Annotated in this window: 11 protein-coding genes; 6 read left to right on the forward strand and 5 right to left on the reverse strand. The window is 74.6% G+C overall.

Going from position 1 to position 13,485, the window contains the following annotated elements; translation table 11 throughout:
• The first annotated feature begins 108 nt into the window (after window positions 1–108).
• Together FHX75_RS25435 and FHX75_RS25440 are read left to right on the forward strand one after the other, a co-directional pair.
• Window positions 109–1,395 (forward strand): outer membrane protein assembly factor BamB family protein, encoded by a 1,287-nt coding sequence (locus tag FHX75_RS25435; RefSeq protein WP_154942877.1) that lies wholly within the window; start codon window positions 109–111, stop codon window positions 1,393–1,395.
• The gene (locus tag FHX75_RS25440) at window positions 1,392–2,663 is read left to right on the forward strand and encodes an outer membrane protein assembly factor BamB family protein (RefSeq protein WP_154942878.1); all 1,272 of its coding nucleotides are present in this window, start codon (window positions 1,392–1,394) and stop codon (window positions 2,661–2,663) included. Before FHX75_RS25435 ends, FHX75_RS25440 begins: the two co-directional genes overlap by 4 nt.
• Here the strand turns inward: FHX75_RS25440 and FHX75_RS25445 are convergent, their stop codons facing one another.
• The gene (locus FHX75_RS25445) at window positions 2,664–3,926 is read right to left on the reverse strand and encodes a C39 family peptidase (protein WP_154942879.1); all 1,263 of its coding nucleotides are present in this window, start codon (window positions 3,924–3,926) and stop codon (window positions 2,664–2,666) included.
• A 133-nt stretch (window positions 3,927–4,059) separates the two neighbouring features.
• On the opposite strand from FHX75_RS25445, the gene FHX75_RS25450 reads away from it, so the two are divergent.
• The 4 genes from FHX75_RS25450 to FHX75_RS25465 all read left to right on the forward strand — a co-directional run bounded on the left by FHX75_RS25450 (window position 4,060) and on the right by FHX75_RS25465 (window position 7,773).
• Entirely contained in the window at window positions 4,060–4,728 is a 669-nt protein-coding gene (locus FHX75_RS25450) for a response regulator transcription factor (RefSeq protein ID WP_154942880.1), read from the forward strand.
• Between the two features lie 85 nt (window positions 4,729–4,813).
• Window positions 4,814–6,028 carry a sensor histidine kinase gene (locus tag FHX75_RS25455; RefSeq protein WP_425463540.1) on the forward strand — a complete coding sequence of 405 codons (1,215 nt, stop codon included), beginning with the start codon at window positions 4,814–4,816 and terminating at the stop codon, window positions 6,026–6,028.
• A gap of 82 nt (window positions 6,029–6,110) precedes the next feature.
• A complete protein-coding gene (locus FHX75_RS25460; protein ID WP_154942881.1) occupies window positions 6,111–7,223 on the forward strand; it encodes an AEC family transporter in 1,113 nt (370 codons plus the stop codon).
• Window positions 7,224–7,386: 163 nt separating this feature from the next.
• A complete protein-coding gene (locus tag FHX75_RS25465) occupies window positions 7,387–7,773 on the forward strand; it encodes a VOC family protein (RefSeq protein ID WP_154942882.1) in 387 nt (128 codons plus the stop codon).
• 56 nt (window positions 7,774–7,829) lie between these two features.
• Here FHX75_RS25465 and FHX75_RS25470 read toward each other — a convergent pair whose 3' ends face one another.
• The 4 genes from FHX75_RS25470 to FHX75_RS25485 form a co-directional block, all read right to left on the reverse strand.
• A complete protein-coding gene (locus FHX75_RS25470) occupies window positions 7,830–8,642 on the reverse strand; it encodes a hypothetical protein (protein ID WP_154942883.1) in 813 nt (270 codons plus the stop codon).
• Window positions 8,643–8,809: 167 nt separating this feature from the next.
• Entirely contained in the window at window positions 8,810–9,787 is a 978-nt protein-coding gene (locus FHX75_RS25475; protein WP_154942884.1) for a hypothetical protein, read from the reverse strand.
• Between the two features lie 198 nt (window positions 9,788–9,985).
• Complete coding sequence (locus tag FHX75_RS25480) at window positions 9,986–12,055, reverse strand: 3-hydroxyacyl-CoA dehydrogenase NAD-binding domain-containing protein (RefSeq protein ID WP_154942885.1); 2,070 nt, start codon at window positions 12,053–12,055, stop codon at window positions 9,986–9,988.
• Window positions 12,052–13,245: a thiolase family protein gene (locus FHX75_RS25485; RefSeq protein WP_154942886.1), complete on the reverse strand. Its 1,194-nt coding sequence runs from the start codon at window positions 13,243–13,245 to the stop codon at window positions 12,052–12,054. The genes FHX75_RS25480 and FHX75_RS25485 overlap by 4 nt, the downstream gene beginning before the upstream one ends.
• Between the last annotated feature and the right edge of the window lie 240 nt (window positions 13,246–13,485).

Consider the following 13,485-nt stretch of genomic DNA (forward strand, 5'->3'; position numbering starts at 1 on the left):
GCCACGACGGGCCATCGTACAGGCGGTGACGCGCCGCACCCGCCGGGCCGGTGGGGCGTCCCGCAGGGCGTGCTGCGGCCGGCAGCCGGCGGTCGGGGGAGGTCGGGCGTGGCGCTCATCGATCTGGGTGACGTCCGCGAGGAGTCGGCGCCGGAACCGCCCCGGCGTCCGCCGACCACCGTCGGGCGTCCGGCGCGGGTGGCGGCGCTGCTCGTGCTCACCCTGGTTTCGCTGGCCTCAGCGGCCCCGGTGGCGGCGCCGGCCGGCTTCACCGTCCCGGCCCGGTCCGCCACCACGGCCTTCCTCCGGGACGACCGGCTGTTCCTGATGGAGCCGGCGGACGCGCCCGCCGGGCGGGGCGGTCAGTTGACCGCGTACGCCGTGCCGGAAGCGGGCGACGGTCCACTCGCGCCGCTGTGGCGCACGCCGCTGCCGGCCGCCGGCACCGACGGCGCGGTCTTCGTCCACCGGGACGTGGTGCTGGTCACCGGCGGCTCGCTCGACGGGCCGCGCCGCGCCTTCGCGTTCGACCTGGGCACCGGGCGGCTCCGGTGGGAGCGGCCGGGTCACGTCGCACCGGCCGGGGACGCGCTGCTGGCGCTGGAGACCGGGGGTGAGGAGCCGGGGCGGGTCAGCTCCGTCGACCCGGCCACCGGGCGGGTCGCCTGGTCGGTGGCGACGCCGGTGGAGGCCACCACCTTCCGGGTCCGGCCCGACGGCGTCGATCGCATCGTGGCCAGCCCCTCCTCCGGGCAGGTCGAGGTCTGGGACGCCCGCAGCGGGGCGCGGCTGCGCGCCGCCGACATCCGCCCCGGCGAACTCCCCGTCTACCAGCGGAGCCAGTCGGTCGACGAGCTGCTGCTGGTGGTCCGGGACACCGCCGCCCTGGTGACGGCGTACGGCCTGGACGAGCTGGACCGGCGCTGGGAGATCCGGCTGGGACTGGTGGCCTACTTCGCCGCCTGCGGGCCGCTGCTCTGCGCGTACGGGCAGACCGGCGGGATGTGGGCGCTGGACCGGGCCACCGGGGACGTCCGGTGGCGCGCCACCCGCTGGCACGAGACGCTCATCGAGCGGGAGGGCCGGATGCTGGTCAGGGGCCCGGGCAGCGGCGCGCAGGACTCCTTCGCGGTCCTCGACACGGCCACCGGGCAGGCCGTCGCCGACCTGGGCACCTGGGAGGTGTCCGGCCGGTATCCGGCCGAGGGCCGGCCGATCGGGGTACGGCCCGCCGACGGCGACCGGCTGTTCGTCGCCGAACTGGACGTCGCCGGCGGCCGGACCCGGGTCCTCGACGTGCTCGCCGGGGTGACCGGCGACTGCCAGGCCGACGCGAGACTGCTGCTGTGCCGCCGCAGTGGCGGCGGCTTCGGCATCTGGCGGCTGGACCGGTGACCGTCATCGACCTGGGCGAGGTGGGCCATGACGTCGAACCGGTCCGGCCACCCCGACCGCCTCGTCCGGTCGGCCGCCCGGTGCGGCTCGCGTTGGTCGCGCTCCTGGCCCTGCTGGGCCTGGCCGCAGCGGCGCCCGGATCGCCGCCGCCCGTTCGGGTGGCCGTGCCGGCCGGGCCCGACCCCGGTCAGCTCGTCGGCGACGACCTGTTCGTCCGCTCCGTGCCGACCGCCGCCCTGATGGGCCGGGAGCTCACCGCGGTGGGGCTTGAGGATGGGCGGATCCGATGGCGGTCGCCGGTGCCCGCCGGGCACCACCTGGTCGTGCTGACCGAGGTGGGCGGGGACGTGGCGGTCACCTCCGACCCGGGCGGCGAGCCGGTGTCGGCGGTGCTCGACCACACCGATGGCCGGGTGCGGTGGCGCCAGCCGGGCGTCGCGGTGCCGACCGGCGACGGCGGCCTGCTGCTGGAGGACGCGGAGCCCGACCGGGTCGCCGTGCGGGGCGTGGACGTGGCTTCCGGCTCGCCGCGCTGGTCGGCCGCCATCGGCCCGGGCGCGATCGGTTACCGCTACGACGACCGGGGGATCACCCAGATCGTCCTGGTCGCGCACGATGGCCGGGTCGAGGTGCGGGACCGGATCACCGGGCAGCTCCGCCGGACCTTCCGGATCCCGCCGGCCCGCGGCCCGATGCGGGAGACCGTTCAGGTCGTCGGGGACGCGCTGCTCACCGACGCCGGCTCTGGGCAGGTGGCCGCCTACCACCTCGACACCGGGGATCTCCGCTGGCGGAGGCCGCTCGATCCGGCCGCCCCCTTCGTCCAGGCCTGCGGCGACGCGGTCTGCCTGGGGCAGCGCAGCGGCGTCCGGGTGCTCGACCTCACCACCGGTCGGCTGCGGTGGGCCGACGACCGGTGGTCGCCGCTCTGGCTGGTCGACGACCGCCTGCTGGCGGTCAACTCCGGCGGGGGACCGGAGACCTTCGCGCTGCTCGACCCCGCCACCGGTCGGGTGCGCAGCGAGCTGGGGCCGTGGCAGATCGTCGGCGCGGACACCTCGGGCGGCCGGCTGGTGGGGCGGCCCCTGCTGGTGACCCGGGCGGTCTCCGGCGGCCGGCAGCTCCTCGGTGAGCTGGACGTCGGCACCGGCGAGGTGCGGCCGCGCGACGTGCTGCCCGGCGGGTGGGAGTTCTGCACGCACCGGGGTCGCACCGTCGTCTGCTGGCGGGCGAACGGTGAACAGGGAGTGTGGCGGCTCGGCGGCTGATCACCAGTTCGGCTGGGCGGGCGGCGCGGGCAGCGGCACCGACGCCGGGTGGACCACGTACGCCGCCCCGCCGCTGCCGTCCTGCCAGGCCGCCTCGAAGCGCGCCCGGTCCACGATCCGGCGTACCGACGCGTCGTCCGGGGCGTACGGGTCGTTGAGCACCGGGTCGCCGGCCTCGGTGAAGCCGACCAGCACCATCAGGTGCCCGCGGGTGTCGTAGTCCAGCCCGGGCACCTGGCCGGCACGGAACGCCGCGGAGACCACCAGCGGCACGCCGGCGGCCACGAACGCCTCCGCCTCGGCCAGCGAGCGCAGCCGGGTGACGAACGCCTCCACCCCGTGCAGCCCGGCGTACGCGGTGTTGAACGCCCAGTTGCCGGCCCCGGCGTACGCGTGGTCGTAGCAGTGCCGGGCGGCGTGCACCACCACCGGGCGGGGGCCGGGCGGCTCGACCCAGGCGTACCGCTCGGCCGGCGGCCCGGCGCCCCAGAAGGCCAGCACCATGGACATGCAGGTGGGGCTGCACCAGGAGTCCCCGCCACCGCCCCAGCGCGACTCGCCCCCGACGGCGTGCCGGCGCTGGGAGTAGCGAGGCACGGCCAGCACCACGCCCCGCGCGCCGGCCACACTCGCGCCCGCCGCCGGCCCGTGCGCCGCCGCGCCGGCGTTCGGCCCGGTCGCGGACTCGTCGGTCTGTCCGTTCGTCCCGTGCGAGGGCTGGCCGGCCGGGTCGGTCGCCGGGCGGGCTGGTCCCGAGGCGACCGCGCCGACCGTGCGCAGCACCGGGCCGGTCGTCGCGCCCACCGGGCGCAGCAGGGTCACCCGGACCTGCCAGCCGGTCACCGTGGCCTCGCCGACCACCAGCGTGTCGGTGTCCACCCGGGCGTCGGGGTCCCGCTGCCCCGGCACCGAGGTGCGGCGTACCGGCTCCTCGCCCTCCGCCCAGCGGGCCAGCGTGTACCAGCCGGTGGTCGGCGCATCCGCATGCCAGCCGCGCAGCTCCACCTCGACCCAGCAGCCGGGCGGCGTCCGGGCCGTCCAGGACGGCACCACCTCCGCGACGGCGAAGCCGGCCGGCACCGGGGGAGAGGTCCAGCTCCCGACCTCGTACGTCCCGCCGTCGTGCTCGCGCCGGTCGACCGGGTCGGTCAGCTCCAGCCCGCCGGCATGCGACCGGACGCCGACGCCGGTGCCGAGGCGCGCGTCGACGGCGAGGCGGAAGCCCCGGTAGGCGATGTCCCGCCCGGTCGGTGTCGCGGTCACGGCCCGTCCCCCTGTAGATCAGTGCCAGCAGCATCCCGTACCCCGGAGGTTTCCTGCAACGACCCCGGGCGGGCGGTGACGCCGGTTTGGCGGCCGGCACTAGGTTGTCGGGCAGGTCGGCGAGGAGGTCCGGATGCGGGTGCTGGTGGTCGAGGACGAGCGGAATCTCGCCGACGCGATCGCGCGTGGGCTGCGCAAGCGCGGCATGGCGGTCGACGTGGCGTACGACGGCGACACCGGCCACGAGGCCGCCTTCGTCACCCGGTACGACGTGGTGGTCCTCGACCGGGACCTGCCCGGCGTGCACGGCGACCAGATCTGCGCCGACCTGGCCGCCTCCGGCACCCTGACCCGGGTGCTGATGCTGACCGCCAGCGACAGCGTCGCCGACCGGGTGGAGGGGCTCGGCCTCGGCGCCGACGACTACCTGCCCAAGCCGTTCGCCTTCGACGAACTGGTCGCCCGGGTGCAGGCGCTCGGCCGGCGGGCCACCCCGGCCGCCCCGCCGGTGCTGGAGGTCGGCGACGTGGTGATCGACCCGGCCCGCCGGGTGGTCACCCGGGGCGGGGCGCCGGTCGACCTGACCAACAAGGAGTTCGGCGTCCTCTGCGAGCTGGTCAAGGCGCGCGGCGCGGTGGTCTCCAGCGAGGAGCTGCTGGAACGGGTCTGGGACGCCAACACCGACCCGTTCACCACCATCGTCCGGGTCACCGTGATGACCCTGCGCAAGAAGCTCGGCGACCCGCCACTGATCGAGACGGTCGTCGGCGCCGGCTACCGCACGGCCGAGGGGGCGGCGTGAGCGCGAGGAGTGAGCCGGGGTTGCGAGCCCCGCAGTCGCGAACTGAGGCGGCAGCGTGAGCGCGAGGAGTGAGCCGGGCACGCGCGTGACCCGGCGGCTGCGTCCGACCCTGCGGCTGCGGTTGACCCTGCTCAACGGGGTGCTGCTGGTCGGCGCCGGGGCGGTCCTGGTGGTGCTGGCCTGGCTGCTGGTCCGCGACGCGCTGCGTCCGAGCGACGAGCTGCGGCCCGGTACCACCGTGCTGCTGGCCGACGGCCGGTCGTTGGACGCCGCCGACTGGCAGCGCCAGCTCGTCGACGCCGCCTCGCAGGAGCTGCTGCTGAAGGGGTTCGTCGCGCTGCTGGCGATCAGCGTGGTCGGGGTGGCCGGGGCGTACCTGGTGGCCGGCCGGGCGCTGCGCCCGCTGCACCAGGTCACCGCCACCGCGCAGCGGCTCGGCGAGGCCACCCTCGACCAGCGGATCGGCTGGTCCGGGGCGGACGACGAGGTGGCCGAGCTGGCGCGCACGTTCGACGCGATGCTCGACCGGATCGCCGCCGCGTTCGAGTCGCAGAAACGCTTCGTGGCCAACGCCTCGCACGAGCTGCGCACGCCGCTGGCCGTGATGCGTACCGAGATCGACGTGACGCTCAGCGACGACGAGGCCGACACCGCCGAGTACCGCCGGATGGCCACCGTGGTGCGCGACGCCTCGGAGCGGGCCAACGGACTGGTGGACGCGCTGCTGGTGCTGGCCCGCAGCGAGGCGCAGACCGGCCGCCGGCTGGCCCGGCGTACCGAGTGCGACCTCGCCACCGGCACCGCCAACGCGCTGTCCGCGATGGCCCGGGAGGTGGAGCGGATCGGGCTGCGCGTGCAGACCTCGCTGCGGCCCGCCCCGGTGGTCGGCGACCCGGGGCTGCTGGACCGGCTGGCCGGCAACCTGATCGAGAACGCGGTCCGCTACAACCACCTGCACGGGCGGCTCTGGGTGCGCACCGACACCGACGGGCGGACGTCCCGGCTGGTGGTGGGGAACACCGGGTTCGAGGTGGACCAGGCCGACGTGCCGGGGCTGTTCGAGCCGTTCCGGCGGGGCGGGCGGGAACGGACCGGGGCGCGCGGCTCGGGGCTGGGGCTGTCCATCGTCCGGGCGGTCTGCGACGCGCACGGCGGGACCGTGACGGTGCTCGCCCGCTCGGGTGGCGGCCTGGAGGTGACCGTCGCGCTGCCGTCCGCCGACGTCGAGTGCCCGGCGACCCCGGCCCGCTCCGGCGGCGCCGCGCCGGCCGCCCGGTCGGAGCCGCACCGGAGGCGGTGACGCCGGCCCGCGCCGGTCGTCCGGTCGGAGCCGCACCGGAGGCGGTGACGCCGGCCCGCACGGGCGTCCGTACGCTGCCCAGGTGCTCGCCGCCTTCGTACCCATCTGGGTGCTCACCGGGCTCGGCTGGCTGACCGGACGACGCGGGCTGCTGGGCGGTGAGGCCGAGCGGGTGCTGGGCGGCTTCGTCTTCCACCTGGCGATGCCCGCCGCGCTGTTCACCGCGCTGTCCCGCACCGAGCTGGACGTGCGCCTGCCCGCACTCGGCGCCTTCGCGGCGAGCACCGCCGCCACCATGGCGCTGGCGTTCGTCCTGTGCGCGGTGACCCGCCGCCGTGCAGGCGGCGAGGCGACGATCGGGGCGATGGCGGCCGGCTACGTCAACTCGGCGAACCTGGGCATCCCGGTGGCGCTGCAGGTGCTCGGCGACGCCACCTTCCTCACCGGGGTGCTGCTCTTCCAGGTGCTGGTGGTCACCCCGGTGGTGCTGGTCCTGCTGGACCGGTCCGCCGGGCGGGCGTGGCGGCCCGGGCGGCTGCTGACCCTGCCGCTGCGCAATCCGGTGATCGCGGGGCCGGCCCTGGGCGCGCTCTGCGCGGCCCTGCACTGGCGGCCGCCGGAGCTGATCGGCGCTCCGCTCGCCCTGCTCGGCGCCGCGGCCGTGCCGACCGCGCTGGTCACGCTCGGCCTCTCGCTCACCGCCGGCTCGCGCGCCGCCGGGCCGCCTGCCGGCGACCGGCCGGTTCCCCACGCCGGACCGCCCGTCGGCACCGGACCGCCCGCGCCCGACCCCCCGGCCTCCGGCGGTGTCGCCGCCACCGGCGCCGTCGTGGCAGTCCGTGCGGTGCCGGCGGTCGACGGCGAGGCGGGCAGCACCGACGGCGAGGTCACCGCGGGCGTCCCGGCGACCGGCGGTGGGTCGCGCGGGGGCGGCGCGAAGATGGAGGTGGCCCTGCTCTCCGGCCTGAAGCTGCTGGTCCAACCGGTGATCGCCTGGTCGGTCGGGCGGCTGGTCGGGGTCACCGGCACGGACCTGCTGGCCCTGGTGGTCTGCGCCGCGCTGCCCACCGCCCAGAACACCTACATCTTCGCCCGCGAGTACGGGCGGGCCGAGGTGGTGGCCCGGGAGACGGTCGTGGTGACCACCGCGTGCGCGATGGGGACGCTGGCGCTGATCGGCGCGCTGCTGGGCTGACCGGGGTTGTCAGCCCTCGGACCGGGATGACAAGATCGTCGCGTCGGCCCGACGGGCGGAAGGGGGTGCGCAGATGTCCACCACGATCAATGCCGCGCCCCACCCCGTTCACCGCTGACATTTCACGCACCCGGGGCGCGTCCATCCACTGCGGAGGAACACCGTGAGTGCACGGATCCACAACATCGGCATCGACTGCCGCGACACGTACGCCCTGGCCGGATTCTGGGCCCAGGTCTTCGAGTGCCCCCGTCAGCCGGACGACTTCCCCGGCGACCCGGAGGCGATGCTGCTGCCCCCGGGCGGGCCGGAGGTGCTCTTCCTGGCCGTGCCGGACGAGAAGGTGGTGAAGAACCGCCTGCACCTCGACATCGAGCCCACCGACCGGACCCGGGACGAGGAGGTGCAGCGCCTGCTCGGCATCGGCGCGGTCCAGGTCGCCGACCACCGCCGGCCGGACGGCTCCGGCTGGGTGGTGCTGGCCGATCCGGAAGGTAACGAGTTCTGCGTGCTGCGCAGCGCCGCCGAGCGGGCTGCCACGGCCGGCTGAGCCGACGAAGGCCCCGTCCACCGCGGTGGACGGGGCCTTTCCTCAGGTCGTACGGGTCAGGACTTCTGCTGGATCTGCCCGCGCATGGCGGGCAGTTCGGCGGCGGCCTCGTCACCCGACTTGAAGTAGATGATGATCATGCCCAGGCTGCCCTTGTCGCTCCACACGCAGACGCCGAGCGGCACGTTGGCGGCCTCGGCGTCGCCGCACTTGGCCTCCCCGCCCAGCGGCCCGGCGTCGACCTTCTTCATCTCGCCGAGCTGTACCTCGCTCTGGCCCGCGCCCTTGATGGTGTCGTCCAGGGTCTTGGACGGGTTGGTGTTCAGGCCGGAGGCGGCGGCGATCATCACCAGGTTCTTCTTGGCCGCCGTGCCGTAGAACGCGCCGACCGTGCTGGTGGCGTCCGGAAGGGAGTTCTTCAGCTCCGTCTCGAGCTGCTTGGCGCCGTTGAGCAGGGCCGGTTCGGTCGACTTGGCCCGACCGGCGAGCGTCGCCGGGGCGACCACCCGGGTCTTGGTGGCGTCGACGGTCTCCTTGACCTCGTCCTTGACCGCGAAGAACGTGATCGCGGCGCCGCCCAGGCAGAGCACCAGCACCACGGCGAGCGAGATCAGCACGATCTTGCCGACGTTGGACTTCTTCTTGGCCGGCGGCAGGCTCGGGTCGCCGTACGGCTGGCCGCCCTGGGCCGGGAAGGCACCCGGCTGCTGCGGCGGCGGGTAGCCCCCGGGCTGCTGCTGCGGCGGGGGATAGCCGCCGGGCTGCTGCGGTGCCGGGTAACCGCCCGGCTGCTGCGGCGGCGGGTACGAGCCGTAGGGCGCGCCGCTTCCCGGCTGCGGAGGGTAGGGATCGGACGGCGGCTGCGACATGAGGTCAGCTCCAGATCGTCAGGTGAGGACGCGTGATATTAGCCAGCCCACCCGACACGCGCTGCCCCGTCCGCACCGGGCACGACCGGTCGGTCCGGGATGGACGGTCACGGTGGCCGGTACCGCCCGGACGGGGCGTCCGACCACCGTGACCTGCGCTTTCCGCTTCAGGAGCGCTTCTCGACCTGACCCCGGATGGTGGCGAACTCGGCCTTGGCCTTGGCCGCCGAAGAGAAGAACATCACGATCAGGCCGACGCTGCCCTCGTCGGCCCAGGTGCACACCCCGAGCGCGATGCCGGAGCTCTTGCCGGCACCGCACTTGGCCACACCGCCGAGCGGGCCGGGGTTGACCGTGGACATCTTCTTGACCGCCAGCGACGAGGACAGCCCGGCGACGGCGTCGTCCAGCTCCTTCTCGGGGAAGAGCACCGGGCCGGAGGCGCCGGCCACCATGACCAGGTTGCGCTTGCCGGCGCTGCCGTAGAAGGCGCCCACCGCGCCGGTCTCGTTGCGTACCCCGGACTTCATGTCCCGGACCATCTCGTCGGCGATCCGGCGCAGCTGCGGCTCGGTGTTCCTCGGCCGGCCGGCCAGCGTCTTCGGCGTGACCAGCCGGATGTCCGGGGCCGGCTCGACCTCCTCCTCCGACGGGCTCGGCTCGGGGGCCGCCGTGGTCGGGGCGGCGGAGACGCCGGGGCTGGAGCTGGCCTTCGGGTCCGGGTCGTCGTCGGAGAGCGCGACGTAGGCCAGGCCCCCGCCGCCCGCGCAGAGCACCAGCAACCCGGCGAGGACCAGCGACAGGATCAGGCCGAGCCGGGACTTCTTCGCCGGCGGCGGCGCCGGCGGCAGGCCGTACGCCGGGGCGCCGGCGAAGCCGTCCGGCTGCACGCCCGGGTACCCGCCCGGCTGCGCCGGCGGGTGGACCCCCGCCTGCCCCGACTGGTACGCCGGGTACGGCTGGGTGGGCTGCGGGTCGGCCGGCCGGCCGTACGGCTGGGTGGCGTCGGGCTGGCCGCCCTGCTGCGGCACGTGCGGCCAGGCCTGGGTCGGCCCGGTGCCCGAGGGCGGTGGTGGCTGGTGCGGAGGCGGGTACGAGCCGGGCTCCGGCTGCGTGGACCAGGGGTCGACCGGCGGTGTGGACATGCATCAGCTCCAGGCGAGGGTGAGAACGCGTGATGTTAGCGAGTCGTGGACCGGCCGCGCTGCCCCGTCCGAGTCTGACCGGGCGGGGCAAGTGGCGTCCGGGCGGGCCCGCGCCGGTGCCCCAGACGCGATCGCGGTGGCCGGCGACGCCCTGTGACGGGCGTGCCGACCACCGCGATCGCGGTGCAGCGGGAGGGGTCAGCCGCGCAGGCTGGCGACCCCGCGCGGCAGGAACCGCTTGCCGGTGACCTTCTCGGAGGTGCCGGTCCGGTCCAGGTACGGCGTGACGCCACCCAGGTGGAACGGCCAGCCGGCGCCGAGGATCATGCACAGGTCGATGTCCTGTGCCTCGGCGACGACGCCCTCGTCGAGCATCAGCCGGATCTCCTGCGCCAGCGCGTCCAGCGCGTTCTGGCGCACCTGCTCGGCGGTCAGCGGCTGGTCGCCGACCACGAGCAGCTTGGCGACCTCGTCGTTGATCTGGTCGTCGACCACGATCGGCTGGCCGGAGTCGGCGATCCGCTTGAGGTTCTCGCTGACGCCGAACCGGTCCGGGAAGGCGGCGTGCAGGGTGCCGCCCACGTGGTACGCCACGGCCGGCCCGACGAGCTGGAGCAGGGCGAGCGGGCGCATCGGCAGACCCAGCGGGTCCAGCGCGCTGTTCGCCACGTCCAGCGGGGTGCCCGCGTCGACGGCGGCGAAGACCGTGCCGAGGAAGCGGGTGAGCAGCCGGTTGACCACGAACGCCGGGGCGTCGGAGACCAGCACGGAGGACTTCCGGAGCTGCTTGCCGACCGCGAACGCGGTGGCCAGCGTGGCGTCGTCGGTGCGCTCGCCGCGGACGATCTCCAGCAGCGGCAGCACCGCGACGGGGTTGAAGAAGTGGAAGCCGACGACCCGCTCGGGGTGCTCCAGCTCCTCGGCCATTGCGGTGATCGACAGCGACGAGGTGTTGGTGGCGAGCACCGCCTCCGGCTTGACGATCTTCTCCAGCTCGGCCCAGACCTGCTTCTTGACGTTCAGGTCCTCGAAGACCGCCTCGATGACGAAGTCGGCGTCGGCGAAGACGCCCTTGTCGACCGAGCCGCTGACCAGGCCGTACAGCTTGGCGGCGGTGCCCTTGTCCATCCGGCCCTTGCTGACGGCCTTCTCGATCTGGGTGTGCACGTAGCCGACGCCCTTGTCCACCCGGGCCTGGTCCAGGTCGGTCATGACGACCGGGACCTGGAGGCGACGGGCGAAGAGCAGGGCGAGCTGGCTGGCCATCAGGCCGGCGCCGACGATGCCCACCTTGGTGACCGGCCGGGCCAGGCCCTTGTCCGGCGCGCCGGCCGGCCGCTTGGCCCGCCGCTGCACCAGGTCGAAGGCGTACAGGCCGCTGCGCAGCTCCTCGGAGAAGACCAGGTCCGCCAGGGCCTCGTCCTCGGCGGCGGTGCCGGTGGCGAAGTCGGCGTCCTTCGCCGTCTCCAGCAGGTCCAGCGCCTTGTACGCGGCCGGGACCGCGCCGTGCAGCCGCTGGTCCAGGGTCTGCCGGGCGAAGTAGAGCACGCCCGCCCACATGTCCTTGTCGACCTCGGGCCGGGTCACGGTGACCTCGCCCCGCACGACGCCGGCGGCCCACTCCAGGGACCGCTCCAGGAAGTCGGCCGGCTCCAGCAGCACGTCCGCGATGCCCATCTCGGCAGCCTGCTTCGGCTTGAGCATCTTGTTCTGCATCAGCGGGTTCTGGATGATCACCTGGGTCGCCGCCGGGATGCCGATCAGGTTCGGCAGCAGCTGGGTGCCGCCCCAGCCGGGCACCAGGCCGAGCGAGACCTCGGGCAGCGCCAGCGCCGCCGCGCCGCCGGAGAGGGTCCGGTAGTGGCAGTGCAGGGCCAGCTCCAGGCCGCCGCCCATCGCCGCGCCGTTGACGAAGGCGAAGGTCGGGATCGGGCTGTCCTTGAGCCGGGCGAAGACCCGGTGGCCGAGCCGGCCGATCTCCAGCGCCTGCTCGCGGTCGGCCAGCGCCGGCAGGCCGACGATGTCGGCGCCGACGCAGAAGATGTACGGCTTGCCGGTGACCGCGATGAACGCCGGGTCGGCGGCCAGCGCGGCGGTGATCGCCTCGTCCAGGCTGGTCAGACCGGCCGGGCCGAAGGTGTTCGGCTTGGTGTGGTCGAAGCCGTTGTCGAGAGTGATCAGGGCGGCCGGCTTGTCCAGCCCCGGTACCCGTACCGCGCGCAGCAGCGCCTTGGTGACGACCTCGTTCGGTGCGGCGAGCGCGCTCACTTGTTGCCCTCCCAGTGCGGGTTCTCCCAGATCACGGTGCCGCCCATGCCGATGCCGATGCACATGGCGGTGAGGCCGTAGCGGACCTCGGGGTGCTCGGCGAACTGGCGGGCCAGCTGGGTCATCAGCCGTACGCCCGAGGACGCGAGCGGGTGGCCGATGGCGATCGCCCCGCCCCACGGGTTGACCCGCGGGTCGTCGTCGGCGATGCCGAAGTGGTCGAGGAAGGCGAGCACCTGCACGGCGAACGCCTCGTTCAGCTCGAACAGGCCGATGTCGTCGATGGTGAGGCCGGCGATGCGCAGCGCCTTCTCCGTCGAGGGGATCGGGCCGACGCCCATCACCTCGGGCTCGACGCCCACGAAGCCGTACGACACCAGGCGCATGGCGATCGGCAGGCCCAGCTCGCGGGCGGTGGCCTCGTCGGCGAGCAGGCTGGCGGTGGCGCCGTCGTTCAGGCCGGCCGCGTTGCCCGCGGTGACCTTGCCGTGCGGGCGGAACGGGGTCTTCAGGGTGGCGAGCTTTTCCAGCGAGGTCTCCCGCGGAGCCTCGTCGGTGGTGGCCAGGCCCCAGCCGCCGTCGGCGTCGCGGATCGCGACCGGCACCAGGTCGTCCTGGAGCTTGCCGTTGGCGTACGCCTTGGCGGTCTTCTGCTGCGAGGCGAGCCCGAACGCGTCGGTGCGCTCCTTGGTGATGTGCGGGACCCGGTCGTGCAGGTTCTCCGCGGTGGCGCCCATGACCAGCGCGGACGGGTCGACCAGCTTCTCCGCGATGATCCGCGGGTTGGGGTCGACGCCCTCGCCCATCGGGTGCCGGCCCATGTGCTCGACGCCGCCGGCGATGGCGATGTCGTACGCGCCCATGGCGATGCCGCCGGCGACGGCGGTGACGGCGGTCATCGCGCCGGCGCACATCCGGTCGATGGCGAAGCCGGGCACGGTCTTGGGCAGCCCGGCCAGCAGGGCGGCGGTGCGGCCGATGGTCAGGCCCTGGTCGCCGATCTGGGTCGTGGCGGCGATGGCGACTTCCTCGACCCGCTCCGGCGGCAGCTGCGGGTTCCGGCGCAGCAGCTCACGGATGCAGCGGATCACCAGGTCGTCGGCGCGGGTGTTGGCGTACATGCCACCCGCCTTGCCGAACGGGGTACGGACGCCGTCGACGAAGACGACATCCCGAACTTCACGGGGCACTTGGAGCCTCCTTTTCGACCATGATTCGGCTCCGCGCCGAGTGGCGGGGCTGGACCGAACGAAGGTCGCCGGCACGGGCGTGTTCCCCCGGATGCTACTCGCCAGTAACCAACCCCGACAGCACCCCCCGTGTGGCCCACCCCACACCCGGCCGACCCCGCCCGACTGCCGTCGATCATGAAGTTATCGCCCCTGCACTCGGCGTGTCGGGGCGATAACTTCATGATCAACGAAGCGGAG

This window comes from Micromonospora palomenae (assembly GCF_007829925.1).
GTDB lineage: Bacteria > Actinomycetota > Actinomycetes > Mycobacteriales > Micromonosporaceae > Micromonospora > Micromonospora purpureochromogenes.